At 64.4% G+C, this 24145-nt stretch carries 23 protein-coding genes; 17 read left to right on the top strand and 6 right to left on the bottom strand.

The genetic code is table 11. The annotated features are described in order from the left end of the window. The first annotated feature begins 90 nt into the window (after positions 1-90). The 6 genes from ACESLR_RS05685 to ntrC all read left to right on the top strand — a co-directional run bounded on the left by ACESLR_RS05685 (position 91) and on the right by ntrC (position 5548). Entirely contained in the window at positions 91-816 is a 726-nt protein-coding gene (locus ACESLR_RS05685) for a TIGR00730 family Rossman fold protein (protein WP_373024826.1), read from the top strand. 2 nt (positions 817-818) lie between these two features. Beyond that, positions 819-1211 (top strand): DUF2782 domain-containing protein, encoded by a 393-nt coding sequence (locus ACESLR_RS05680; protein WP_373024825.1) that lies wholly within the window; start codon positions 819-821, stop codon positions 1209-1211. Continuing rightward, complete coding sequence (locus ACESLR_RS05675) at positions 1211-2068, top strand: hypothetical protein (protein WP_373066774.1); 858 nt, start codon at positions 1211-1213, stop codon at positions 2066-2068. Before ACESLR_RS05680 ends, ACESLR_RS05675 begins: the two co-directional genes overlap by 1 nt. A gap of 112 nt (positions 2069-2180) precedes the next feature. Then, positions 2181-2828 (top strand): DUF4124 domain-containing protein, encoded by a 648-nt coding sequence (locus ACESLR_RS05670; protein WP_373024823.1) that lies wholly within the window; start codon positions 2181-2183, stop codon positions 2826-2828. Positions 2829-3014: 186 nt separating this feature from the next. Further along, complete coding sequence (gene glnL, locus ACESLR_RS05665) at positions 3015-4112, top strand: nitrogen regulation protein NR(II) (protein ID WP_373024822.1); 1098 nt, start codon at positions 3015-3017, stop codon at positions 4110-4112. Continuing rightward, positions 4112-5548 (top strand): nitrogen regulation protein NR(I), encoded by a 1437-nt coding sequence (gene ntrC, locus ACESLR_RS05660; protein ID WP_373054346.1) that lies wholly within the window; start codon positions 4112-4114, stop codon positions 5546-5548. The genes glnL and ntrC overlap by 1 nt, the downstream gene beginning before the upstream one ends. A gap of 237 nt (positions 5549-5785) precedes the next feature. On the opposite strand, the gene ACESLR_RS05655 is transcribed toward ntrC, so the two are convergent. Continuing rightward, the gene (locus tag ACESLR_RS05655) at positions 5786-6778 is read right to left on the bottom strand and encodes a dihydroorotate dehydrogenase (RefSeq protein WP_373024819.1); all 993 of its coding nucleotides are present in this window, start codon (positions 6776-6778) and stop codon (positions 5786-5788) included. Between ACESLR_RS05655 and trmL the strand changes: the two genes are divergently transcribed. From trmL to ACESLR_RS05640, 3 genes are all read left to right on the top strand, one after another. Continuing rightward, complete coding sequence (gene trmL / locus ACESLR_RS05650; protein ID WP_373024818.1) at positions 6777-7241, top strand: tRNA (uridine(34)/cytosine(34)/5-carboxymethylaminomethyluridine(34)-2'-O)-methyltransferase TrmL; 465 nt, start codon at positions 6777-6779, stop codon at positions 7239-7241. The two genes, ACESLR_RS05655 and trmL, sit on opposite strands and share 2 nt — an antisense overlap. A 114-nt stretch (positions 7242-7355) precedes the next feature. Then, positions 7356-8228: a dienelactone hydrolase family protein gene (locus tag ACESLR_RS05645; RefSeq protein ID WP_373024817.1), complete on the top strand. Its 873-nt coding sequence runs from the start codon at positions 7356-7358 to the stop codon at positions 8226-8228. A gap of 242 nt (positions 8229-8470) precedes the next feature. Further along, positions 8471-9679: a 6-phosphofructokinase gene (locus ACESLR_RS05640; RefSeq protein WP_373024816.1), complete on the top strand. Its 1209-nt coding sequence runs from the start codon at positions 8471-8473 to the stop codon at positions 9677-9679. Between the two features lie 107 nt (positions 9680-9786). Here the strand turns inward: ACESLR_RS05640 and adk are convergent, their stop codons facing one another. Beyond that, on the bottom strand, positions 9787-10443 hold the full coding sequence (gene adk, locus ACESLR_RS05635; protein WP_373024815.1) for an adenylate kinase: 657 nt from the start codon (positions 10441-10443) through the stop codon (positions 9787-9789). A 152-nt stretch (positions 10444-10595) separates the two neighbouring features. Here adk and ACESLR_RS05630 point away from each other — a divergent pair, with 152 nt between their 5' ends. Further along, on the top strand, positions 10596-11762 hold the full coding sequence (locus tag ACESLR_RS05630) for a hypothetical protein (protein ID WP_373024814.1): 1167 nt from the start codon (positions 10596-10598) through the stop codon (positions 11760-11762). Between the two features lie 75 nt (positions 11763-11837). On the opposite strand, the gene ACESLR_RS05625 is transcribed toward ACESLR_RS05630, so the two are convergent. The 3 genes from ACESLR_RS05625 to ACESLR_RS05615 are packed head-to-tail and all read right to left on the bottom strand — an operon-like array spanning position 11838 to position 16434. Next, positions 11838-12824: a dimethyl sulfoxide reductase anchor subunit family protein gene (locus ACESLR_RS05625; RefSeq protein WP_373024813.1), complete on the bottom strand. Its 987-nt coding sequence runs from the start codon at positions 12822-12824 to the stop codon at positions 11838-11840. A gap of 17 nt (positions 12825-12841) precedes the next feature. Further along, the gene (locus ACESLR_RS05620) at positions 12842-13573 is read right to left on the bottom strand and encodes a 4Fe-4S dicluster domain-containing protein (protein WP_373024812.1); all 732 of its coding nucleotides are present in this window, start codon (positions 13571-13573) and stop codon (positions 12842-12844) included. After that, positions 13570-16434 carry a molybdopterin oxidoreductase family protein gene (locus ACESLR_RS05615; protein ID WP_373024811.1) on the bottom strand — a complete coding sequence of 955 codons (2865 nt, stop codon included), beginning with the start codon at positions 16432-16434 and terminating at the stop codon, positions 13570-13572. The genes ACESLR_RS05620 and ACESLR_RS05615 overlap by 4 nt, the downstream gene beginning before the upstream one ends. 238 nt (positions 16435-16672) lie before the next feature. Here ACESLR_RS05615 and ACESLR_RS05610 point away from each other — a divergent pair, with 238 nt between their 5' ends. Together ACESLR_RS05610 and ACESLR_RS05605 are read left to right on the top strand one after the other, a co-directional pair. Continuing rightward, positions 16673-17200: a metallophosphoesterase family protein gene (locus tag ACESLR_RS05610; RefSeq protein WP_373024810.1), complete on the top strand. Its 528-nt coding sequence runs from the start codon at positions 16673-16675 to the stop codon at positions 17198-17200. 143 nt (positions 17201-17343) lie between these two features. Then, positions 17344-17946: a CBS domain-containing protein gene (locus ACESLR_RS05605; RefSeq protein ID WP_373024809.1), complete on the top strand. Its 603-nt coding sequence runs from the start codon at positions 17344-17346 to the stop codon at positions 17944-17946. A gap of 72 nt (positions 17947-18018) precedes the next feature. Here ACESLR_RS05605 and sat read toward each other — a convergent pair whose 3' ends face one another. After that, positions 18019-19212 carry a sulfate adenylyltransferase gene (sat, locus tag ACESLR_RS05600; RefSeq protein ID WP_373024808.1) on the bottom strand — a complete coding sequence of 398 codons (1194 nt, stop codon included), beginning with the start codon at positions 19210-19212 and terminating at the stop codon, positions 18019-18021. Between the two features lie 567 nt (positions 19213-19779). Here sat and ACESLR_RS05595 point away from each other — a divergent pair. The 5 genes from ACESLR_RS05595 (at position 19780) to ACESLR_RS05575 (ending at position 24011) form a co-directional block, all read left to right on the top strand. Continuing rightward, positions 19780-20556: an adenylyl-sulfate reductase gene (locus ACESLR_RS05595; RefSeq protein ID WP_373024845.1), complete on the top strand. Its 777-nt coding sequence runs from the start codon at positions 19780-19782 to the stop codon at positions 20554-20556. Positions 20557-20594: 38 nt separating this feature from the next. Continuing rightward, on the top strand, positions 20595-21074 hold the full coding sequence (gene aprB, locus ACESLR_RS05590; protein WP_373024807.1) for an adenylyl-sulfate reductase subunit beta: 480 nt from the start codon (positions 20595-20597) through the stop codon (positions 21072-21074). After that, positions 21074-22975, top strand: coding sequence for an adenylyl-sulfate reductase subunit alpha (gene aprA, locus ACESLR_RS05585; protein ID WP_373024806.1), 1902 nt, complete (start codon positions 21074-21076; stop codon positions 22973-22975). The genes aprB and aprA overlap by 1 nt, the downstream gene beginning before the upstream one ends. 156 nt (positions 22976-23131) lie before the next feature. Then, a complete protein-coding gene (locus tag ACESLR_RS05580) occupies positions 23132-23482 on the top strand; it encodes a hypothetical protein (protein WP_373024805.1) in 351 nt (116 codons plus the stop codon). Between the two features lie 16 nt (positions 23483-23498). Next, the gene (locus ACESLR_RS05575; protein ID WP_373024804.1) at positions 23499-24011 is read left to right on the top strand and encodes a peptidylprolyl isomerase; all 513 of its coding nucleotides are present in this window, start codon (positions 23499-23501) and stop codon (positions 24009-24011) included. Positions 24012-24145 lie beyond the last annotated feature (134 nt).

Here is a 24145-nt window from a genome sequence, read left to right as displayed (position 1 = left end):
CCATTCTACAGGCCTGGCCCGTGCCGCGACCATTTGTGCCCGCCCGGGGCCGCCGGTACGCTGAGACCCTGACTCTTGGGAACCTCCTGCATGAACAATCGCGAACGTGCCGAACACCCGGGCCTGCGCCCGATCGATGACTCCGCCCTGACCCGGGAAAGCTGGAAGATCTTCCAGATCATGGCGGAGTTCGTGGAGGGCTTCGAGCGCCTGGCGCACATCAAGCCCTCGGTGAGTATCTTCGGCTCTGCCCGTTTCCCCCCGGAGCATCGTTATTACCAGCTGGGCGAGACGACGGCGCGGCAGCTTTCGGATGCCGGGTTCGCGGTCGTCAGTGGGGGTGGCCCGGGCATCATGGAGGCCGCCAACAAGGGTGCGTTCGGCGGCCGCTCGCCCAGCATCGGGCTCAATATCCAACTGCCCCACGAGCAGAGCGCGAACGACTACCAGGATGTGGGCCTGGGCTTTCGCCACTTCTTTTCGCGCAAGGTGATGTTCGTCAAGTACGCCTCGGCCTACGTGGTCCTGCCCGGCGGCTTCGGGACGCTGGACGAGCTGGCGGAGATCCTCACCCTGGTACAGACCGGCAAGACCCGGCGGATCCCCGTCGTGCTGGTAGGCAGCGAATTCTGGAAGGGACTCCTCGACTGGTTCCGGGACACGCTTGTGGAGCAGGGCACCATCGATCAGGAGGACCTCCAGCTATACTCGCTGGTAGATTCGCCGGAGGACGTGGTGGACGTGATCTTCGAGTACTACGAGGCGCGCAGCTTCGAACCGTCCGCGGAAGAAAAGAAACGACTCATGGAGCTGTGACGATGACCCCGATCCGCACGAGCCTGCCCCTGTCGCTGCTGGTGGCCCTGTTGCTGGTGTTCGGCACGGCCCAGGCACAGGAAGAGCGCGAATGGGGCGATGCCCCGCCTCCACCGGAACTCGAGGAGGGCGACAGCTCGCCGCCACCGGTGCTGGACGAGCGCGCCCGCGAGCAGCGTTCGCTGGAGGATGCCGACATCATCATCATCGAGCGCGACGGCGAGACGCGGCGCGAATACCGTGTGGGCGGTGAGCTGGTGATGATCGAGGTCACGCCCGCGGTGGGCCCGAGCTACTATCTGATCGATACCACCGGCGACGGTACACTCGATGGCCGTCGCAACGAGCTGGATCCCGACTTTGTACCCCCTTCCTGGGTGATTTTCGAATGGTAATGACTGATTCCGAGATCCGTGCCTGTGGCGAGTGCGCCGGCCTGGCCCTGGACCCCGGTGCCGATGGCCCGGAACACGAGGGCCGCCCGGTGCAGTGCCTGCGCGTGGCGCCGGGCACCGCGCCGGCACTGGAAGCCGCGCTCGCCGAAGTGCCCGCCGGCTGCGGTCGCGTGGTCGCCCGTGGCGCGGATGCCGATTCCGGGCAGGTGGTGCTGGTGCTGGAACGCGGCCAGCCCTTGCGGGGCGGCGCGGTCGCGGCCGAGGGGCCGGGCAGCCTTGTGGCCCTGGGCGAGCGCGCGGCCGAGTGGCAGGACCGCCACACGGCCGGCGCCCTGCCGGCCGGCGATGGCTACCGGCGCGGTGTGCTGCAGCAACAGATGCGCGAACGGGCGGATGCCATCGCGGCCTCGCTGGATGCCGCGTCGCGCGCGACCCTGGATGCCGAACTGCACCATCAGGGGCTTTATCGCTTCGAGGACCTGCCCCTGGCGGGGAGCTACTGGCAATCCGTGCGCGTCTCTCCGGAGGGCGCCGGCCTGGCGGACCTGGTCGCCCCGCCCGCACCCGTACCGGCCTTCTGGCAGCTCGCGCGCATCGCCCTGGCCGTGGCCGTGGACGATACCGGCCAGCCGGATGCCGAGCGTTACCGGACCTTGCTGTCCGGTTTCAACGGACGACGTCCGCTGGTCGCCATCGAACGCGGTGCGGCGCCCACGATGTTGCGCCTGGCTGCGCTGGACGACTGGCTCGGGAAGCTGGAGGCGGGCGCCGGCGGGACCGAGCAGCGGGATCGCCTTGCGGCCCTGCAGGCCGAAGCGGCGCGCCTGCAGGGCGTCTGGGTGCGCGCGGCCGCTTGATCCCGGCGTGCATTCGCGCCGACGGCGGGTGCGGGGCATGTCGGGCTTGCCGCGATCCGAAGGCATAAAAAGGGGGGCGGGATTGGTCCGCGCCATCCAAGGAGGAAAGCCCATGTTTCGAACCACGCTATGGCTGGCCCTGCCGGTCGCCGTCCTTCTGGCCCCGGCGGTCGCGAGCGCCGAGGTCTACCGCTGGACCGACGACCAGGGCAATGTCCATTTCGGGGACCAGCCGCCCGAGGGCCGTTCCTCCGAGTCCGTGGATGTGCGCGAGCCGATGGGTGCGGTGCCGCTGGAGGGGGCGCGGGAGATCCTCGAGCGTCCCGTGCGCCCGCGCGGCCAGCCGGAACCGGAGGGCGCCTATCAGCGGGTGGCGATCTCCCGGCCGGAGGATGGAGAGGGCGTGCGTGCGAATGACGGCAACGTCACCGCCGAGCTGGATCTCGAGCCGGCTCTGGATGCCGACGCCGGGCATCGCATCGTCTGGCTGCTGAACGGCGAGGAGGCCGGCGAGGGCGACGCGCCCAGCACAACGTTCGAGGGGCTCGATCGCGGCGCGCACACGCTGCAGGCCCGGATCGTGGATGAATCCGGCCAGGAGCTGGGGGCGAGCGAGACCATCGAGTTCAACGTCCTGCGCATGGCCGTTCCGCGCGAGCAGCAACAGCAGCAGCGGCCCCAGCAGTTCCCGTCCGGAGGCGCCCCTCAGGCGCCCCGGGCTCCACAGGCCCCACAGCCGGTGACGCCCGGCGCGAACTGACGAACCCTTGCCTTATCGCACTGTAATGGTGCGAAATGTGCCCTAGCGCGGTGCTATACTTGCACCAAGTTAGGGCACATTTGTTTTCAGGGTGTGTAACCGGCTTTCGATTCGTGATACAGCCCATGGCTTTGGCGCCTTGCCCGGCCCTGTTCGCTTGGCGCGATTCCTGCTTGAGGCCTGTTGATGACCATGCCCCCTTCCAATTCTGGACCGGCCACCCCGCCCTGGTGGGACGATCTGTCCACGGCGGTGCTGGTCACCGATGCCGACCTGTGCCTGCTGAGCATGAACAGTGCCGCCGAGGTGCTGCTCGGGCTCAGCCGCGAACGCATTGTCGGCCACGGGCTGGGGCAGTGGCTCAAGCTGGACCGCAACCTGTCGAGCCGTCTGCGTTCGGCCCTGACCCTGGATCAACCCATCACCCTGCGCGCACGACAGATGGAGCCGCTGCGCGCCGACCGCTTCCTCGCCGATGTGGTCATCACACCGCTGCACGGCGAGAAGGGGCGACCGGGCCAGTTGCTGTTCGAACTGAACGCGATCGATCGCCACGAACGCATCAGCCGCGAGGAGCAGTTGCAGAAGCAGCAGGCGATCACGCGTGCAGTGACCCGCGGGCTGGCCCACGAGATCAAGAACCCGCTGGGCGGGCTGCGGGGCGCGGCCCAGTTGCTGGCCAGCGAGCTGGATGACTCGGGACTCAGGGAGTACACCCAGATCATCATCCGCGAGGCCGATCGGCTGCGCAGCCTGGTGGACCGGATGCTGGGGCCGAACAATCTGCCGCGGCGCGAGGCGGTCAACCTGCACGAGGTGCTGGAGCATGTCCGGGGCCTGGTCAGCGTCCAGCTGCCGCTGGGGCTGAAGATCCGCGGTGACTACGACCCCAGCATCCCCGATGTGCAAGCCGACCGCGACATGCTGGTGCAGGCGATCCTGAATCTGGTGCAGAACGCGGTGCACGCACTGGAGGATGGGGGCGAGATCACCCTCAGCTCGCGCATCCTGCGCCAGTACACCATCTCCGGCCACCGCCACCGCCTGGTCGCCAAGCTGAGCGTGCGCGACAACGGGCCCGGCATCCCGGAAGAGATCCGCGAGCGCATTTTCTTTCCGATGGTGACCGGCCGCGCGGCGGGTACCGGACTCGGGTTGCCCATTGCCCAGAGTCTGATCCAGTTGCACGACGGACTGATCGAATGCCATTCGCGCCCCGGGGCGACCTCGTTCGACATCCTGCTTCCGATTGAACCTCCGAAGGCCCGGGAGGCTACGCACTGATGGAGCCCATCGTCTGGATTATTGACGACGACGACTCGATTCGCTGGGTGCTGGAACGCGCCCTCCAGCGTCACGCGATCGCCGTGCGCGGTTTCGAGTCCGCGGATGCCGCCTGGGGGGCGCTGGAACGTGACCCGGTGCCGGATACCATCGTCGCCGATATCCGCATGCCCGGCCTGAATGGCCTGGACTTCCTCGCCCGCATGCAGACCCGTCCGGACCCGCCGCCGGTCATCATCATGACGGCGTTCTCCGATCTGGAAAGTGCCGTGGGCGCCTACCAGACCGGGGCGTTCGAGTACCTGCCCAAGCCGTTCGACGTCGACGAGGCCGTGGCGCTGGTGCAGCGCGCCCTGGAGGCGCGCCGGGCCGGCCAGGAGAGCGGCCCTGCCGGCCCCGAGATCGAGGAGACCCCGATCATCGGCGAGGCCCCGGCCATGCAGGAGATGTTCCGAGCCATCGGCCGGCTCTCGCGCAGCAACATCACCGTGCTGATCAACGGCGAATCCGGTACCGGCAAGGAACTGGTGGCCCGCGCGCTGCATCAGCACAGCCCGCGCGCCGACCAGCCGCTGATCGCCCTGAACACCGCGGCCATCCCCAAGGACCTGCTTGAAAGCGAGCTGTTCGGCCATGAGCGCGGCGCGTTCACCGGGGCCAACCAGAGTCGCAAGGGGCGCTTCGAGCAGGCCGACGGGGGCACGCTGTTCCTCGACGAGATCGGTGATATGCCGTTCGATCTGCAGACGCGCCTGTTGCGTGTCTTGTCCGATGGCACGTTTTACCGTGTGGGTGGGCATACCCCGATCCGGGTGGACGTGCGCATCATCGCCGCGACCCACCAGGACCTGGAGGAACGCGTCCGCGCCGGCTTGTTCCGCGAGGATCTGTTCCATCGCCTGAACGTGATCCGAATCCACGTGCCCTCCCTGCGCGAGCGTCCGGAAGATATCCCGTTGCTGGTGCAGCACTTCATGGCCGAGGTGGCGCTGGAGCTGGGAGTAGAGGCCAAGACCATGCGCCCCGAGGTGGTTGCGGAGCTGCAGCGCCTGCCCTGGCCGGGCAACGTCCGCCAGCTGGAAAACACCTGTCGCTGGCTCACCGTGATGGCATCGGGCCGGGAGGTGCATCTGGATGACCTGCCGGCCGAACTGCATCAGCCCACCGAGACCCGCGCCGAGCCGAGGGGCGCTCCCGCCAGCGCCGCCGCGGGCCCGCGGGACTGGACCGCCGAGCTCGCCCAGGTCGCCCGCCAGCACTGGCAGCGAGGGGATCACGACCTGCTGGGTTCGGTCCTGCCACAGCTGGAACGCACGGTGATCCGCGAGGCCCTGAATGCCACCGGTGGCCATCGCCAGCAGGCGGCCGCGCTGCTCGGCTGGGGCCGCAACACCCTCACCCGCAAGATCCAGGAGCTCGGTCTCGACGACGAGTAGAGCGGACCCACTACCAAGCAGCGCCAGGTCAAAAGCGATTTACAGGAAGATGGGAAGACAGGAAGGTTTTTTGGGGTGAGAGCCCTTGGCGTCGCGCCTGGGGTCCCGAACCGGTGCCCTACGTCCCCCGGCCCCATTACTGCATTCTTCCGACCTTCCGATCTTCCTGTTAATGCTTTTCGCTTTTGACCTTGCCCTTCTCCGTGTTCTCCGTGACCTCTGTGGTGAACAGGCCCTTCAGGTGGTGGGGTCCTGCGGGGCGGGCGGGGCGCAGGCGGACATGGCACCATTCAGTTGCAGGGTGCCGGTCAGGTCGCGCACGTGGGTGTAGCCGTGGCGGTCCATGTAGTCGCTGATGCCGTGGAGGATCTTGGGCAGGCACAGCGGGTCGTAGAACAGCCCGGTGCCCACGCCGACGGTGCTGGCGCCGGCGATCAGGAATTCCAGTGCGTCGGTGGCATTCATCACGCCGCCCTGGCCGATGATCGGCACGTTGTGCGGCGCGGCCACCTGATAGACCTGCTGGACCTTCAACAACGCGATTGGCTTGATCGCCGGGCCCGACAGGCCGCCCTGATTGTTGCCGATGATCGCGCGGCGTTTTTCCACGTCCACCGCCATCCCCATCAGGGTGTTGATGACCGCAAAGGCGTCGGTCCCGGCCTCGATGCAGCGCCGGGCATTCTCGGCGATGTCGGTCTGGTTGGGCGAGAGCTTGGTGATCAGTGGCTTGGACGTGACCTTGCGGCAAGCCTCGACCACGCGCGCGGACATGTCCGGGTCATTGCCGAAGGCGACGCCACCCTCCTTCACGTTCGGACAGGAGATGTTGATCTCGATGGCGTCGATCGGCGAGTCCTCGAAGCGCCGGGTGACCTCGATGTATTCCTCGATGGTCGAGCCCGAGACATTGGCAAAGAAGCGCGTCTCCTCGAAGTCGAGCTGGGGGAGGGTGTGGTCCACCACCTGGTCGACCCCGGGGTTCTGCAGGCCAATGGCGTTCAACATGCCGTCCGGGGTCTCGTAGACGCGGTGCGGGGCATTGCCCAGCCGTGCGGCGCCCGTGGTGCCCTTCAGGCAGATGGCCCCGGCATCGCGGTTGGAGAACCCCGCCACGCGGGTGTATTCCTCGCCAAAGCCGACGCAACCGGACAGCAGCACCAGCGGCGTGTTCAAATGCAGCCCGCAGAAGTCCAGGGCCAGCCGCGGATCGGTGCGCGAATCACTCATGCTTCACATCGTCCTCTATGAACCGGAGATCCCGCCGAACACGGGTAACATCATTCGTCTGGCGGCCAATACCGGGGCCGCGCTGCACCTGATCCATCCGCTCGGGTTCGAGCTGGACAGCGCGCGGGCGCGCCGCGCCGGGCTCGACTATCACGAGCTGGCCCGGGTGCAAGAGTATGACAGCCTCGAGGAGTGGCGGGAATCGGTGCGGCCCGGCCGGGTCTTCGCCATCACCACGCGCGGCCAGGTCCGTCATGATGCGCCGGCCTACCGCGACGACGATGCCCTGGTGTTCGGCTCCGAAACCCGCGGCCTGCCGCAGCCGGTGCTGGACGCCCTGCCGACGGAGCAGTGCCTGCGCCTGCCGATGCGCGCGGGCAGTCGCAGCCTCAACCTGTCGAATGCCGTGGCCGTCGTGGTCTATGAGGCCTGGCGCCAGTTGGACTTTCCGGGTGGGCAATAGGTCTTTTCGGCGGCAGATTATTCCCGATTGCACTAGGATTCGTAGAAGATTCCCCCGACGAGCGGCCTGCAGGGCTCGCTCCGTCCCGAACGACGACTTCGAGCGAGGTTTCCGATGTCTCCAGTGCTGCGTGCCTTCGGTCTGCTGATGGCCGGTGTCCTGATCACGGTTCCGCTGGTTGCGGACGACCACACCGGGTCTGGCAGTTGGTGGTGGGATGACGACTGGTGGGAGGACGGCGTGATGTACTCCGATGTGGAAAACCACGAGGTCGAGATCGACCGCATCGAGTACCAGCGCGACGACATTGACATCCCCGCCATGGTAGCCCGCCCGGCCGATGGCGAGGCCTATCCGGCGATCCTCTGGGCTCACGGCCGGCGCGGGCTCGACGATCTCGCCGAGCTCCACGTGAAGCGTCTCGCGGCGCGCGGCTTCGTGGTGCTCGCCCCGGACATGTACACGGGGCGTTTCATGGAAAGCCACCCGCTGGATCATGACTACGAACTGGAAGGCGATCTGAACAGGGGGCTGGACGTACTTCTGGAACGTGACGACATCGTGGGTGACCGCGCGTGCCTGGTTTCCATCACCCGTGGGGGGTACAAGACCCTCAAGGTCGCCGTCACCTTTGAACGCCAGGTCGCCGATGTCGCCTGCTGGGCCGGCTACTACCCGCACCTTCAGGACCCGAACCTGGGCGAGCCGCACCAGGTGTATCGCTACGCCAGCGAGGTCAACGAACTCGAGATCCCGATGATGATCCTGATCGGGGACGAGGAGCAATACCAGCGTCACCGCACCGCGCGCATGGCCGCCGATGGCCTCGAAAGTCGCGGAGGCGAGGTGCACTGGATCGAGTACCCGGGCGTGGGCCGCGGCTTCGACTTCCGCAACGGCAACAACCGCACTTTCGCCGACGACCTCGCCTCGCGCGACGCGATGATCCGCGTTACCCGTTTCGCCAACCGGCACCTGCGCGACTGAGTCCCGCCCCCGTCCTTCTCCCCTTGCATCCGGGTCCACGCCACCGACCAGCCGGGCTGGTGGTGCCGTCGCACCCGGTGGTTCGTCGCTTAATCAATAAGCCTTTGATAATACAATTAAACAGTTCCGTGCGCAGAGTGCGGAATTTGCTATCTTCGGGCCTTACGTCATTGAGATGTCCCGGTCGATGTGTGGCCGGCTCCCGGTTTCTACCTACGAAAGTCGCAAAAAGGAGGATAAAGATGGCCAAGGTTCTCATCGCCCAGGGTGGCGGCCCGACGGCGGTAATCAATCAATCCATGGTGGGTGCGGTCCTCGAGGCCCGGAAATTTACCGATGTGGAACTCGTTTACGGGGCCTTCCACGGGGTGCGCGGGATTATCGACGAGGAGTTTCTGGATCTGACTCAGGAGACCACCCACAACCTGGAGATGGTCGCCGAGACGCCCTCGTCGGCACTGGGTTCCACGCGCGACAAACCGGACCTTGACTATTGCAAGGAGATCTTCAAGGTCCTGAAGGCGCACGAGATCACCTACTTCTTTTACATCGGCGGCAATGACTCCTCGGACACGGTGCGCATCGTCAGCGAGGAGGCCCGCAAGGCCGACTACCCGATGCGTTGCGTGCATATCCCCAAGACCATCGACAACGATCTGGTGGAAAACGACCACACCCCGGGTTTCCCGTCGGCGGCGCGTTTCGTGGCGCAGGCATTCATCGGCGCGAACCTCGACAACTACGCCCTGCCCGGGATCTATCTGGCGGTGGTCATGGGTCGCCATGCCGGCTTCCTGACGGCCGCCTCCGCGCTCGGCAAGAAGTTTCCCGACGACGGCCCGCACCTGATCTACGTGCCGGAGCGGGTGTTCGAGGTGGACCGTTTCCTGGAAGACGTCAAGGCGACGATGGACCGTTACGGTCGCTGTGTGATCGCCGTCAGCGAGGGCATCCATGATGCCGAAGGCGAACCGATCGCCACCAAGCTGGCCAAGGACGTGGAAAAGGACGCGCACGGCAACGTCCAGCTCTCCGGTACTGGCGCGCTGGCCGATATGCTGTGTGACGAAATCCGCGACAAGCTGGGCGTCAAGCGCGTACGCGGTGATACCTTCGGCTACCTCCAGCGAGCCTTTATCGGCTGTGTGTCGGATGTCGACCAGCGCGAGGCCCGCGAGGTGGGCGAGAAGGCCGTCCAGTTCGCGATGTGGGAAGGGCGCGACGGGTCGGTTGCGATCAAGCGTACCGGCTTTTATTCGGTGGACTACGACTATGTCCCGCTGGAAGCCGTCGCGGGCAAGACCAAGGTGATGCCGGACGAGTTCATTGATGCCTCGGGCACCGATGTCACCGACGCATTCCGGATGTACCTGCGGCCCTTGCTGGGCTCGGGGATGCCGGATGCCTACCGCCTGCGCAAGAACAAGGTGTCCAAAGTGCTGGGTCGCTAGGTACCCGTCGAACAGCCCCTGTCGCCGAGGCGCCAGGGGCTGGTGATTGCGTGGGGCCCCGGCCCCGCTTCGCGATGGCCCGCCCGGTGCCCCGGGCGGGCCATTTTCTATCCCAGGGCCTTGAAGATCTGGTCGCGGATATCTTCCACCGAACCGGTCCCCTTGATGTGGACGCACTTCGGTGCCTCGGGGTCGCCGCTCTCCTCCCATTTCGCGTAGAAGTCGACCAGTGGCTGGGTCTGGCTGTGATAGGCCTCGAGGCGCTTGCGCACGGTCTCCTCGTTGTCGTCCTCGCGCTGGATCAGGTCCTCACCGGTGACGTCGTCCTTGCCCTCGACCTTCGGCGGGTTGAACTCGACGTGGTAGGTGCGACCCGAACCCGGGTGCACCCGGCGCCCGCTCATGCGCCGGATCACTTCCTCGTCCGGTACATCCACTTCCACGACGAAGTCAAGCGGCACACCCTGATCCTTCAGGGCCTGGGCCTGCGGGATGGTGCGCGGGAAGCCGTCGAACAGGAAACCGGTGTCGCAGCAGTCGGGCTGCTCCACGCGTTCCTTGACCAGCCCCAGGATGATGTCATCCGACACCAGGCCCCCGGCATCCATGACCTCCTTGGCCTTGAGTCCCAATGGAGTGCCCGCCTTCACGGCTGCACGCAGCATGTCGCCGGTGGAGATCTGCGGAATATTGTACTTCTCGCAGATGTACTGGGCCTGGGTGCCCTTGCCGGCGCCGGGCGCCCCCAAAAGAATCAGTCGCATGCTTTCGCTCCTATAGGGAGTGGGTGGTGTGCTATGGTCGCGACAGGCACTCCCATGCCGCGCAAGTTACAGTACAGCCATTGTGGTTGTGGGTACAAGCGCCCCGTGCCGTCCCGGTATCGCCCCCCCCTGCAAGGAGCTCATCGATCGTCATGCAATCCGGCCCTCGCGAGATCACCACGCCGTTCCGCCCCATCCCTCTCGATATCCCGGAGGGGATGAAACCCAACGAGTTCTTCAACAGCACCGAGAACCTGGCTGATCTGGTCAACAACAACGGCCTGCTGGTTAACCCGGAAAATCTCCTGCTCTATCGCAAGGCCCTGGGGCACAGCAACGAATTCGACTGCTCCATCATCTATAACACTTCGCAGACGATACTGGACCCGATGGGACGCCCGGTGCGCCGCACCCAGGTCCCGGAGCCCGTGCGGCATGTCTGGAACCGGATGAACGGGGTCATCATCGAGTACATGCTGGAACAGTACCCGGATCCGGCAGAGGCCCTGGTGCTGGCGGGCGAGGCCAGCCTGGACGCCACCTGGCCGCTGACCGCCCCGGGCGTGCCCAGCATCCGCATGCTGCACAACCATTTCATGGTCTTCCCGATGGACACGCTCACCGCCGCGCCGCTGGCGGACCCGGGCAATCCCAACCTCACCGACGGTGGTCAGCACAGCCTGTTCCAGGCCTACATGCGCGAGGTCTACCGCGCGTTCTTTACCCGGGCGCTGGACCTGAAGATTCTCCGCCCGGCGTCGGATCACGAGGCCCGTCTGGACTTGACCGGATACCCGCATGGCCTGCCGAGCTGGGAGATCCAGGGTGGAGTCGAGGCGCTGAAGGACATCCGGTTCTGGCGTGAATACGACGCCATCCTCCAGGGATTTCTCGATTTCTACCGCACGTTCTTTTCGCAGGTCTCCACCCGCAATGCGCCGTTGCCCGAAGGTGTCCATTTCCCCGAAGCCGTGGAGGAGGTCCTGCTGTTCAACAATGACTTCCTGAAGACCGCGAAGAAGGTGCGTGACCGGTGCTTCACCGACGCCAAGTACGCCCATGCGATTCGCTGGCAGCCGGCATTCAAGCAGTTGATCTATCGCAACGACGAGGGCCGGCTCATCGTCACGATCAGCCAGAATTCGATCGGCAACGCGATCACCGAGCTGCTGGGCGTGGTCGTCAACCGGGTGCCGGACGCGGACGCCTACGAGCGTCACGAGCCGGGGCTGATCGACCAGTTAATGGAGGTGCGCCGCCGCCTGGTGGAGGTCGATCTGGGCGAGGGGATTGGCACCGAGAGCTGGTCCGCGACCTGAGAACTGGCAGGGCATCGCTCCCTGCGAGCCACGAGTGTCGCGGAGCCACGCCGCGGGGCCCGCAGGCCCCCGCGTTCAGGCGACCGACTGGTAGTAGATGTTCTGCGGGTGATTGGCCTGAGCGAAGAAGAACCAGCGCTCCGCGACCAGCCCCAGGTACTGGATCACGAATGCCGCGATCAGCACGCCGGTCGGGTCCATGCGTGTGGCCAGGACGACCACCAGCAGGATCGCCGGAATGACGAAGGCCGTCAGCAGGAACACCCATTTCATTCCGCGCAGGAACGCCGCCGACATGTGGTGGAAGAATTCCCGTGTGTTGAACGATCCGCCCATGAAGCCCTGGGACTTCTGCTGGATCTTCGGGTGTTTGATGCCAATCGCCGTTTGCAGCGTGGATTTGGCCTTGATGCGTGCGTTGCGCACGAGCGAGGCGATTCGGGTAACCAGGCCCAGCAGGGTCAGCACGATGGCGACCGTCACCAGGAAGCTCACCAGTCCCGTGCCGCCGGCCCAGGCGGCGTAGGCCGCCGCCAGGGTAAAGCCGGAGGCGGCCCCCAGCACCGTGTAGTTGATTACGGTCAGCGGCGAGTGCCATTCCTGCAGGAACTTGATGCAGGCGTAGATCATCGCGGTCGTCACGTACAGCACGATCGCGAGGAGTGCCCCGAGGGCCCCGAGCACGACGCTCGGCAGGACCGGATAGCCGCCGGCCAGCGTGCCCAGTGGTGGGTTGATCCCGAACCAGTGGGCGGCGCCGTACAGGAAGACCACCCCCATGAATGCCGGAAGCACGATCACCTCGCGCGACAGCCACGAGGTCCGCCATTTGGTGGCGGTCCGCCATGCGCGCTCCGGGCGCCCCAGGTGGAAGAAGGAGGCAATCAGGCCAAGCACCAGGAACACGAGCGAAACAAGCGACCCGAGCGCCAGGAAATCCGACCCAGGTGCCGGGAGCACGCCCAGCAGGCCCAGTGATTCGGCGCCGAAAAGGGCGAGGAACAGGCCTTGGCCGGCGCCGATGAGGGTGGTGAGGAAAATGACCGAAAAGGCAGGATGCATAGCGTGTTCGTCCCTGTTTACCAGCTGGTGACGTCGTCGAGCGAGGGTTCTTCCTGCCCGGGCTTGGGCAGTTGGCTGTCAATCTTCAGCGGGTTGTCGGCACGTTCCAGCTCTTCCTCGCGGATGGTGACCTGCGTCTTCCGTCGTGGCAGGTAGTGGTTGGCCGGCTTGGTTCCCCACTCGGGCATCAGTTGGTACCCGCCGGCCTCGCGGATCGCCTTCGAGACCACCGATTCGGGGTCATGAATGTCACCGTAAAGGCGGGCATTGGTCGGGCAGGCCCGCACGCAGGCCGGCTTGCGGTCCCACTCGGGCAGTTCCTCGTTGTAGATGCGGTCCACGCAGAGGGTGCACTTGGTCATGACCTTGCGTTCGGCATCCACCTCGCGCACGCCGTAGGGGCAGGCCCAGGAGCAGTACTTGCAGCCGATACACTTGTCGTAGTCGACCAGGACGATGCCGTCCGACTCGCGCTTGTAGGAGGCTCCGGTCGGGCACACCGGCACGCAGGGGGGTTCCTCGCAATGCAGGCAGGACTTGGGAAAGTGCACCGTCTCGGTGTTCGGGTACTCGCCGACTTCGAAGCTCTGCACCCGGTTGAAGAAGGTACCGGTGGGATCCGCGTCGTAGGGGTTCTGGTCGACCAGCGGGCCGGCGTCGCCCGAGGTGTTCCATTCCTTGCAGCTGGTCACGCAGGCGTGGCAGCCCACGCATACGTTGAGATCGATGACGAGGGCGAGTTGGGTCATTTCTTGCCTCCTATGCCCGCAAAGAAGTTCAGCACACGTTCCCGCTTGGACTGGCCGGGGTACGGTTTGAGGGATTTGAACTGGGGTGAAGTCTCCCGCGGCTCGCCTTCTTCGGCCTTGTAGATGCGGACGCGGACGTCGTACCAGGCCGCCTGACCGGTCACCGGGTCGGAGTTGGAGATCGGGCCGTCATGCCCCGGAAGCTCCTCGGAGATCAGGTGGTTCAGCAGGAAGCCCTTGCGCGATTCGTTGGCGCGCGGGGTCAGATTCCAGGCACCCGAAGCCTTGCCGATCGCGTTCCAGGTCCAGACCGTGCCGGGTTCCACCGCCTCCGAGTACTTGGCCATGCAGCGGACCCGGCCCCACTGACTTTCCACCCAAATCCAGTCTTCGTCCTGGATCCCTGCGGCATGCGCGGTACGCGCGTTCACGTAGAGCAGGTTGTGCGCGTGGATCTGACGCAGCCAGGCGTTCTGGGAGTCCCAGGAGTGGTACATCGCCATCGGGCGTTGCGTGATTGCGGCCAGCGGGTAGGTGTGCTTGTTGGTGGTCTGGTATTCCAGTGGATCGTAATAGAACGGCAGCGGGTCGAAGAAGGTCTCGACACGCTTGGCCAGGTGCGCGGGCGCCTTGCGCGATGGGCCCTTGCCCTGGGCCGCGGCGCGGAACTTCATCAGTACCTCGGAGTAGAGGTGTATCAGGATCGGCTCGCCAAACCGCGTGATGCGGTTGCGCTGCGACCACTCCAGGTAGCCCTTGTTCCAGTTGCGCATGTACTGGTAGCTGCGTGGCAGCTCGTACTGGAACACGCAGTTGTTCTGGGCGTACATCTCCCACTGGTTGGGATTGGGCTCGCCGCGCAGCGATTTCTCGCCACCCTTGCCGCGCCAGCCGGCGAGGAAGCCGATGCCCGAGCCCGGTTCGGTTTCGTAGTTGATCACGAAGTCCGGATAGTCGCGGAATTTGCGGTTGCCCTTCTCGTTCACGAACGCCGGCAGTTTCAGGCGCGAGCCCAGTTCGATGAGCACTTCCTGGAACGGCTTGCACTCGCCCTTGGGCGGTACCACCGGGATGCGCACCGAGTCCACCGGTCCGTCAAACTCGGAGATCGGGCGGTCCAGCATGGACATCACGTCGTGGCGTTCGAGATACGTGGTGTCCGGCAGGATCAGGTCGGCAAATGCCGTCATCTCCGACTGGAAGGCGTCCGCCACGACCAGGAACGGGATCTTGTACTCCCCGTTGTCGTCCTTGTCGTTCAGCATCTTGCGGACCTCTTCCGTATTCATGGTCGAGTTCCACGCCATGTTGGCCATGAAGATCAGCAGGGTGTCGATCGGGTAGGGGTCCCCCCGCCAGGCGTTGGTGATGGCGTTGTGCATCATGCCGTGCACGGCCAGCGGGTATTCCCAGGAGAAGGCCTTGTCGAGTCGAACGGGCTCGCCCTTGTCGTCCACGAACAGGTCGTCCGGGTCCGCCGGCCAGCCGAGCACCATGCCGTCCAGCGGTTTGCCGGGCTGCACGCCTTCCGGCCCCTTCGGGGTGCGGGCGCAAGGCGGGATCGGGCGCGGGAACGGCGCCTTGTGGCGGAAGCCGCCGGGCCGGTCGATGGTGCCCAGCAGCGACATCAGGATCGACAGGGAACGGATCGTGTGAAATCCGTTCGAGTGGGCTGCCAGGCCGCGCATCGCGTGGAAAGAGACCGGATTGCCGGTGACCGACTCGTGTTCCTCGCCCCAGGAATCGGTCCAGGCGATGGGGAGCTCGATACGTTGATCGCGGGCGGTCACCCCCATCTCGTGGGCCAGGCGACGGATATCCTCGGCCGAGATGCCGGTGATGCGTTCCGCCCACTCGGGCGTGTATTCCGCGACCCGGTCCTGCAACAGCTGGAATGCGGGCTTGGTGCGGGTGCCGTCTTTCAGGGTGAATTCACCCAGCAGATAGGGGTCCGCTCCCGGGGTGTGGGTTTGCACCGGGCGGCCTGTCTTGCGGTCCCACCAGAGCTGATCCTGCGCGTCGTAACAGCCGTCTGCCGGGGGTGAGTCGGCACGCAGGAACATCCCGAAGGCGTCGCTGTCCTCGTCCATGTTCACCAGTTGACCGGCGTTGCTGTAGCGCACCAGGAAGTCGCGGTCGTACAGGCCCTTGCTCATGATCTCGTGGATCAGGGCCAGCAGCAGGGCACCGTCGGTGCCCGGACGGATCGGGACCCATTCGTCCGCGATGGCGGAATAGCCCGTGCGCACCGGGTTGATGGAGATAAAGCGTCCGCCCTGGCGCTTGAACTTGGAGATCGCGACCTTGAGCGGGTTCGAGTGGTGGTCCTCGGCGGTGCCGATCATCACGAACAGCTTGGAGCGTTCGAGGTCGGGCCCGCCGAACTCCCAGAACGAGCCACCGATGGTGTAGATCATGCCGGCGGCCATGTTGACCGAGCAGAAGCCGCCGTGCGCCGCGTAGTTGGGGGTGCCGAACTGCTTGGCGAACAGCCCGGTCAGGGCTTGCATCTGGTCGCGCCCGGTAAACAGCGCGAACCGCTTCGGGTCGGTCTCGCGGATATGCTCGAGCCGTTCGGAAAGGATCTCGAAGGTCTCCTCCCAGGAGATCGGTTCGAACTCTCCGTCGCCCCGCTCGGCACCGGCCTTGCGCCGCAGTGGCTGGGTCAGCCGCGCGGGCGAGTGCTGTTTCATGATCCCGGAGGCACCCTTGGCGCAGATGACCCCCTCGTTGATGGGGTGCTCGGGGTTGCCATCGATGTAACGCACCTCCCCGTCACGCAGGTGCACCCGAATGCCGCAACGGCAGGCGCACATGTAGCAGGTGGTGTTCTTGATTTCGTGCGACGGGGTCTGTGCCATGAATCGTCAACGCCTTGAAAGTTAGACAATCGCGATATACCGCAATACCCCTTACTTCTCCCGGGGTTGCCCCCACTATGCAGTTCCGGGGGGTCCACCACAAGGCGTTTCGCGAGCAACCGGGGCATCCCGGTGGTCGCTTTCGCGAGGGCCCGGAATCGGACCCGTACGCGGCGAAGATCGCGGCAGTGTTATGGTTCCGGGCACTGAACTGCAAAACAGAGGCCTGTGAAACCCGATGAAGGTATGCATTGTTTCCGACAGTCATGACCGTGGCCCGATGCTGGCCCGTGCGATCGAAGCCGGCGTTGCCGACGGCGCCGAGGCGGTCATCCATTGTGGCGACGTGATTGGCGGGAATACGCTGCGCGCCTCGCTGAAGCTGGGCGTGCCGATCCATGCGGTGCACGGCAACAACCTGGGCGACCCGGTCGCGATCTCGCGCATCGCTCACCAGTCCGGTGGCCTGCTTCATTACTACGGGCTGGACGCGACCATCACGCTCGGTGGCCGGCGTATTTTCGTCACGCACTACCCCCATTACGCCCATGCGATGGCCTGTACAGGTGACTATGACCTTGTCTGCTGCGGGCACAGTCACGAGACCGAGATTCGCCAGCAGCCCCATGTGAAGGGTGGTTCGACCTGGCTCGTGAACCCCGGCACCGTAGCCGGTCTCGGGGCGCCCGAGGCGACCTGGGCGCTCGGCGACCTGGAAGGCATGGAGTTCGAGATTCGGTTCACGCCGGAGGAGCGTGCGGCCTGAACCCGTCGTATCCGGCTGGCTTGTGCTCGTGGCCGTGATTCGCCGTTGGTGCCTGTTCCACCCTCCCTGATCGCGGGACCGGCTTGTCAGCGGGTGCGTGTCAGGGCATCGTCTAGGTTCCCACCCTGGATGAGGAGCACTCGATGACAGCAGAATTCCCGCACAAACCCCTTCCGTCGAGCAAGGCATCGCCCGGAACCGGTCTCCAGCAGGTTACGGAGGAGGAGCCCCAGGTCACCCTGGCGTCGTCCGCGCTGTGTGTGATGACGGACTTTCGGCGGGTTCCGGTTGCGACCATTGGGCCCGAGGCGACGCTGAACCAGGCGACCGAGCAGATGATTGCCAAGGGCGTGCGGCTGTTGATCGTGGTCGACTCGGAACGTGTGCTCGGCTTGATCACGGCGCGCGACACCCAGGGCGAGCGTCCGATTCAGATGGTGAACGAACGTGGCGTGCGGCATCACGACCTGATGGTGCGTGACCTGATGGTTTCGCTGGATGACATCGACCTGCTGGACATGCAGCGCGTCATGCAGGCCGACGTGGCCGACATCGTCGCGACCCTGAAGGACTGGGGGCGTCAGCACGCACTGGTCGGGCAGCGAGATCCGCAGACCGGCGAAACCCGCATCCGGGGGATGTTCTCGGCTACGCAGATCGGTCGCCAGCTGGGAATCCAGGTACAGACATTCGACGTCGCGCGGACCTTCGCGCAGATCCAGGCGACCTTGTCCAAGGCCTACTAGTATTCCCGGGTTGGGCAGGGATTGCTGCCGCAGCAGCGGGTGCCGCGGCGGCAATCGGCCTGAACGCCCGTCCTACTGCGGGTTAAGACCCTGGTAGTACTCCATCAGGATCTTCGCCACTTCCGGACGGGAGAATTCGACCGGGGGCGCCTCCCCGCGTCCCAGCATCTCGCGCACCTTGGTGCCGGACAGCAGCACGAAGTCCTCTTTAGTGTGGTCGGGTGCATCGCACATCATGACGACACGGTCGAGCTTTTTCGAATAGGCCGTGTGGTCGGCGCGGAAGATCTCGATCTCCAGGGCATCGTCCGGTACTTCGGTATCGAAGATGGTCTGGGCATCGAATGGCCCGTAGTAGTCCCCGACCCCCGCGTGGTCGCGGCCAATGATGAAGTGGGTTGCTCCCATGTTCTGCCGGAACAGGGCATGGAGGACGGCTTCACGGGGGCCCGCATAGAGCATGTCGAAGCCATACCCGGTGATCATCACCGTGTTCGGGGGGAAGTAGAGTTCGGCCATCTTGCGGATGGCGGCGTCGCGCACCGGGGCCGGGATGTCGCCGGGCTTGAGTTTGCCCAGCAGCATGTGGATCACAATGCCGTCGGCGTCCAGCTGCTCCATTGCCATTCGGCACAGCTCCTCGTGGGCTCGATGCATCGGGTTGCGCGTCTGGAACGCGACCACCCGGTTCCAGCCGCGTTCGGCGATCTCGTTGCGAATCTCGACGGCGGTACGGAAGGTGTCGGGGAAATCGTCCTGGAAGTACGAGAAATGCAGGACCTCGATGGGTCCGGAGACGCAGACACGGCCAACGCTGTTGAATGCCGCGACACCGGGGTGCTCCATGTCGGTCGTGCCGTAGACTTTCTGGGTCATGGCCTCCATCTGCTCCGGTGTGAATTCCTCGATCGCCTCGACCTCCTGAATGGCGAGCACCGGGTTCCCCTCCATGTTCGGGTCGCGCAGCGCGATGCGCTTGGCCCCGCGAATTGTGTCGGCGTCTTCCAGCAGGTTGACGATCGGGACCGGGAAAAAGAGACCACTGGTGGTTCTCATGTTCTCGGCGCAACTCACCGCATCGGCCACATTCATGAAGCCGGTGAGCGGCGTGAAATAGCCGCCCCCCATCATTACGGCGTTGCCGGCGGCCGCGGAACTGATGACCACGGAGGGGAGGGTTTCCGCCTCTTGCAACAGGGCGTGGTGTCGATCGGGGTCGTATACGAACAGGGGCTTCAGGGTGTCTGCACCGTGCGGTTTGATCATGGGGCTTTATCTCCTGCCGACGCTGGATGTGGGCTGTATGGATGGGGCGGCATGGGCCGCCGGATGTCGTCCGGGCCGCATTCGCTCAGTCGGCCGCGTGGCCGGCGCGCTGCGACATCGACCCTGAACGTAGCACAAGATAGGCCATAAAGGGCCGGGTTTCTTGACCCTCGCCCCCGGGTAAATTCCGGGAAACCGGGCGTCAGGGGTTGTCCGAACAAGCTCTGCGCGGCGACTGCCTCGTTGTCTTGAGCCCGCCCAATGGGCGCTTCGCGGCACGCTCGAGACCGCTGTCTCGCCCGCGCAAATGCGGCCGTCGCGGGCCTCGAAGGATCGGTGGTTCGCGCGCATTCCCGTGGTGCCTTCCGCACACCTAGATTAGCGTTTCCATAAATAAGCATATGACACCATACATCTAGCTTATGCGCAGGCAAGCAAGTTTGATTTGAAGCGCGAGATCGAGTTGGCACAGACTCGGTCTGCCCATTGGACACCCTGAGGAGGCTTGACGCCGTGATCACTAGCAATCCCTTTGCCGAACTGGCTGCGTTTATCCCACCAGCCGCAATGCAGGCGTATGTCGTGCTCATGGTCATCCTGGTGGCCGTCGGCACGATCCTCGACATGATGCACAAGAGGAGTGCCCAGTACTTCTTCGAGAACGCCAAGAAAGCCGAAAAGAATGCGACCCGTAGCGTGAGTGGTGGCGAGAAATTCTCCCAGGCGATGCAGACCCTGGGGAAAGAGGTCATCACCTCCGGCGAGTTCAAGAACCCGAAGCGCCGCGCCTCGCACCTGTTCACGATGTGGGGCTTCATCGTTTTCGTGGTCTCCTCCGCCGTGCTGATCTTTGGCTATGCGACCGAGCCGGCCGCCGGGGTGTGGCCGATCCTGTGGCATCTGGGCGCCCTGTCGCTGGCCTTTGGCGGCTACTGGTTCTGGTTCTTCATCCGTGTCGACGTGTATTCCGAAGGGCGTCGCTGGTACCAGCTGGTCCGTGCCGACATGTTCATCGGGTCGCTGCTGGCCACGTCGACTTTCGCCATTCTTTGGTCGCTGACCCAGGGGACCGGCGCCCTCGGCTGGCTGTTCTTCGCGCTCTTCCTCGCGGCCACGACGACCCTGTTCGCGACCGTGTACTGGTCCAAGTTCGCGCACATGTTCTTCAAGCCCGCCGCCGCCTACCAGAAGCGCATCACCCGGGCCGACGGCTCCGCCGAGAACCTTCCGACCCTCACGCGCGACGACCCCGAGCAACAGCAGCGCCACTCGATGGAACTGCTGCGCGACGCGCCGATGGAGATGGGGAAGGGTATTCAGCGTGAAGCGCCCCACCACTACTAAGCCATTTAGCCAAACACCAGCATCGATCGAGGACTACCATGCCAACTTTTGTCTACATGACCCGTTGCGATGGCTGTGGATACTGCGTGGATATCTGCCCGTCAGACATCATGCATATCGACGAAACCACCCGTCGCGCCTACAACATCGAACCCAACATGTGCTGGGAGTGCTATTCCTGCGTGAAGGCCTGCCCGCATCACGCCATTGACGTACGTGGCTACGCGGATTTCGCGCCACTGGGTCACAGCGTGCGGGTCGACCGCGACGAAGATCGGGGCACGATTGCCTGGAAGATCAAGTTCCGCGATGGTCGCGAGAAGAATTTCCTTTCACCGATCACCACCAAGCCCTGGGGCAAGCACATCCCGCAGCTGGCGGACGTCCCCGCGCCGGACAAGTCCATGCGCGACAGCCAGCTGCTGTTCAACGAGCCCAAGTACATCCGCATGGATGAGGGGGATCTGCACACGCTTGAGGCCGCCGGTCTCAAACTGAAAGAAGGGGTGTACTACTGATGGCCTACAAGACAATCGTCGAAGACAACATCGACATTCTGGTCTGCGGTGCGGGGCTCGGTGGCACGGGTGCCGCCTGGGAAGCCCGGTTCTGGGGCCAGGACAAGAAGGTCGTGATTGCCGAAAAGGCCAACATTGACCGCTCCGGTGCGGTGGCACAGGGCCTGTACGCGATCAACTGCTACATGGGGACCCGCTGGGGCGAGAATAACCCCGAGGACCATGTGCGCTACGCCCGTATCGACCTGATGGGCATGGTGCGCGAGGACTTGCTGTTCGACATGGCACGCCACGTGGACTCCACCGTGCACCAGTTCGAGGAGTGGGGCCTGCCGCTGATGCGCGACCCGAAGACGGGCGCCTACCAGCGCGAAGGCCGCTGGCAGATCATGATCCACGGCGAGTCCTACAAGCCGATTGTGGCCGAGGCGGCGAAGAAGTCCGCCGACACGATCTACAACCGCATCTGCGTCACCCATCTCCTGATGGACGAATCGAAAGAGAACCGGGTGGCTGGGGCCGTGGGCTTCAACGTGCGCACTGGTAATTACCACGTGTTCAAGTCCAAATCCGTCGTTGTCGCTGCCGGCGGCGCCTCCATGATCTTCAAGCCGCGCTCGGTCGGTGAAGGTGCCGGTCGTGTCTGGTACGCGCCATGGTCGTCCGGTTCGGCCTATGGCCTGCTGATCAACGCCGGCGCCAAGATGACGCAGATGGAAAACCGCATCGTGCTGGCCCGCTTCAAGGACGGCTACGGCCCGGTCGGTGCCTACTTCCTGCACCTGAAGACCCGCACGCAGAACTGCAACGGGGAAGAGTACGAGTCCAAGTGGTGGCCGCAGTTGCAGGAAATGGTCGGCAAGGAATACCTGGATCCGGAGGTCTCTCACCGGACCCATCGGCCCATCCCGACCTGCCTGCGCAACCATGCGTTCCTCAACGAAGTGAACGCGGGACGTGGACCGATCCACATGGTCACGATGGAAGCCTTCCAGGATCCGCACCTCGAAGAGGTCGGCTGGGAGAACTTCCTCGGCATGACCGTCGGTCAGGCCGTCCTGTGGGCCGCCACCGATGTGGACCCCAAGAACGAGAACCCCGAACTCACCACCTCGGAACCCTACGTCATGGGTTCGCACGCCACTGGCTGCGGCGCCTGGTGCTCCGGTCCGGAGGATGTCTCCCCGCCCGAGTATTTCTGGGGCTACAACCGCATGACCAGCGTCGAGGGCCTGTTCGGTGCGGGCGACGCCGTGGGTGGGACGCCGCATGCGTTCTCCTCCGGGTCGTTCACCGAAGGACGCTTGGCGGCAAAGGCCGCCTGCAAGTACATCGACGAAGGCAAGGCCGACGGCATCCGCGTCTCCGATTCGCAGATCAGCAAGCTGAAACAGGAGATCTACAAGCCGCTCGAGCACTACAAGATCTACCGCAATGAAGTTGTTGCCGGTTCGGTCAACCCGAACTACATCAACCCGCGCCAGGGTCTTGACCGCCTCCAGAAGCTGATGGACGAGTACTGCGGTGGCGTGACGGTCAGTTACATGACCAACGAGAAGCTGCTCAATATCGGCTTGAAGAAGATGAAGATCCTCGAAGAGGACCTGGAAAAGCTGGCAGCGGAGGACATCCACGAACTGCTGCGTGCCTGGGAGCTGAAGCACCGCGTGCGCACCGCCGAGAGCGTTTTCCATCACACGCTGTTCCGCAAGGAGACCCGTTGGCCGGGTTACTACTACCGCGGCGACTACATGAAACTCGACGATCAGAACTGGCATCACCTGACCGTTTCCCGTCGCGACCCGAAGACGGGCGAGTACACTATGGAAAAGGCGCCGTGCTATCACCTGGTCGACAAGGACGAGGCCCCGGCCAAGGAAGCCGAGAAAGAGGAAGCTTAGGATTCCAACGTGGCGGGCTCGTGCGCGAGCCCGCCACCTCGCACGGAAGCGGCGACGGCCGACGCGTACGCGCGTGGGCCTTCTCTTTCAAACGCCACACTTGAGGGTTTCAACATGACCAGCGTAGCTGAAGCAGAGAGACCGCCGGAGACTTCGATGAATATCATCGATCACTCCGACGAGGAGATCGTTGAGATCGCCCATCCCATATGGTCCGATCTGATCAAGTATTCCAACAAGGGTCAGTACGGCAAGTTCGTCCGCCGGTTCTCCTATCACCTGTTGTTCGGACTTAATGAAGTCGAGGTCGGCAAGCAATTTGCCCAGAGCGAACTGACCCGCAACCTGAGCGCAGACTGGGACTTCCTCGGCATTATCCGGCGTGGCGAACACGTCACCGTCCTTTATCGGGTGCGCAGCACGAAGAAAGAGGGCGAGTGGCTCGGGCGCATGGTCCTCGGGTACGAGGAAGGCGAGGTGCGCATCTTCGGTGCGTCCATTTTCTGAGACTGCGGGACATTGAATGACAGATGTAATCCAGGACAACAAGTACGTCGAACTGAACTACCAGGTGATCGACGAGAAGTCCGGCCAGGTCCTGACCGAGGTCGAGTTCCCGCTGGGTTACGTGCACGGCGTGAACGAGGTTCTCTCGCCCCAGGTGATGGGCGAGCTGGAAGGCAGGGCGGAGGGCGAGACCATCGAGGTGCCCATCGACTGCAACGCACTGTACGGGCCGCGTGACGAGTCTCTCGTGATCACCGAATCGATCGAGAACGTTCCCGAGGAGTACCGCGAGGTCGGTACCGCCATCTTGATGGAGAATGAGCGCGGCCAGACCAAGAGCTTCCTGGTGACGCGGATGGATGACCAGACCATCACCATTGATGGCAACAACCCGCTGTGCGGCCGGCAGGTGGTTTTCAAGCTGAAAATCTTGCTGGTGCGCGATGCCAGCGCCGCAGAAATCGAACACGGCGGCAAGGTGGAAACGGGACCGGAAATCGACAGCGGGCGAACGGTACCCATCGAATGATGGAGCGCGTTCGTCCGGATTCGTCAGTGAGTCGGGGGTGAGACGGGGCTTCTCCCATCCCCTCTTTTTTCATCGCAGCGAGGTGAATGCACCATGAGCCAGCAACCCGAAAAGAAGCACCCGGAAGTTCCGGA

This window comes from Thioalkalivibrio sp. (assembly GCF_041685615.1).
Lineage (GTDB): Bacteria > Pseudomonadota > Gammaproteobacteria > Ectothiorhodospirales > Ectothiorhodospiraceae > Thioalkalivibrio.
This window is presented reverse-complemented; position numbering and strand designations above follow the sequence as displayed.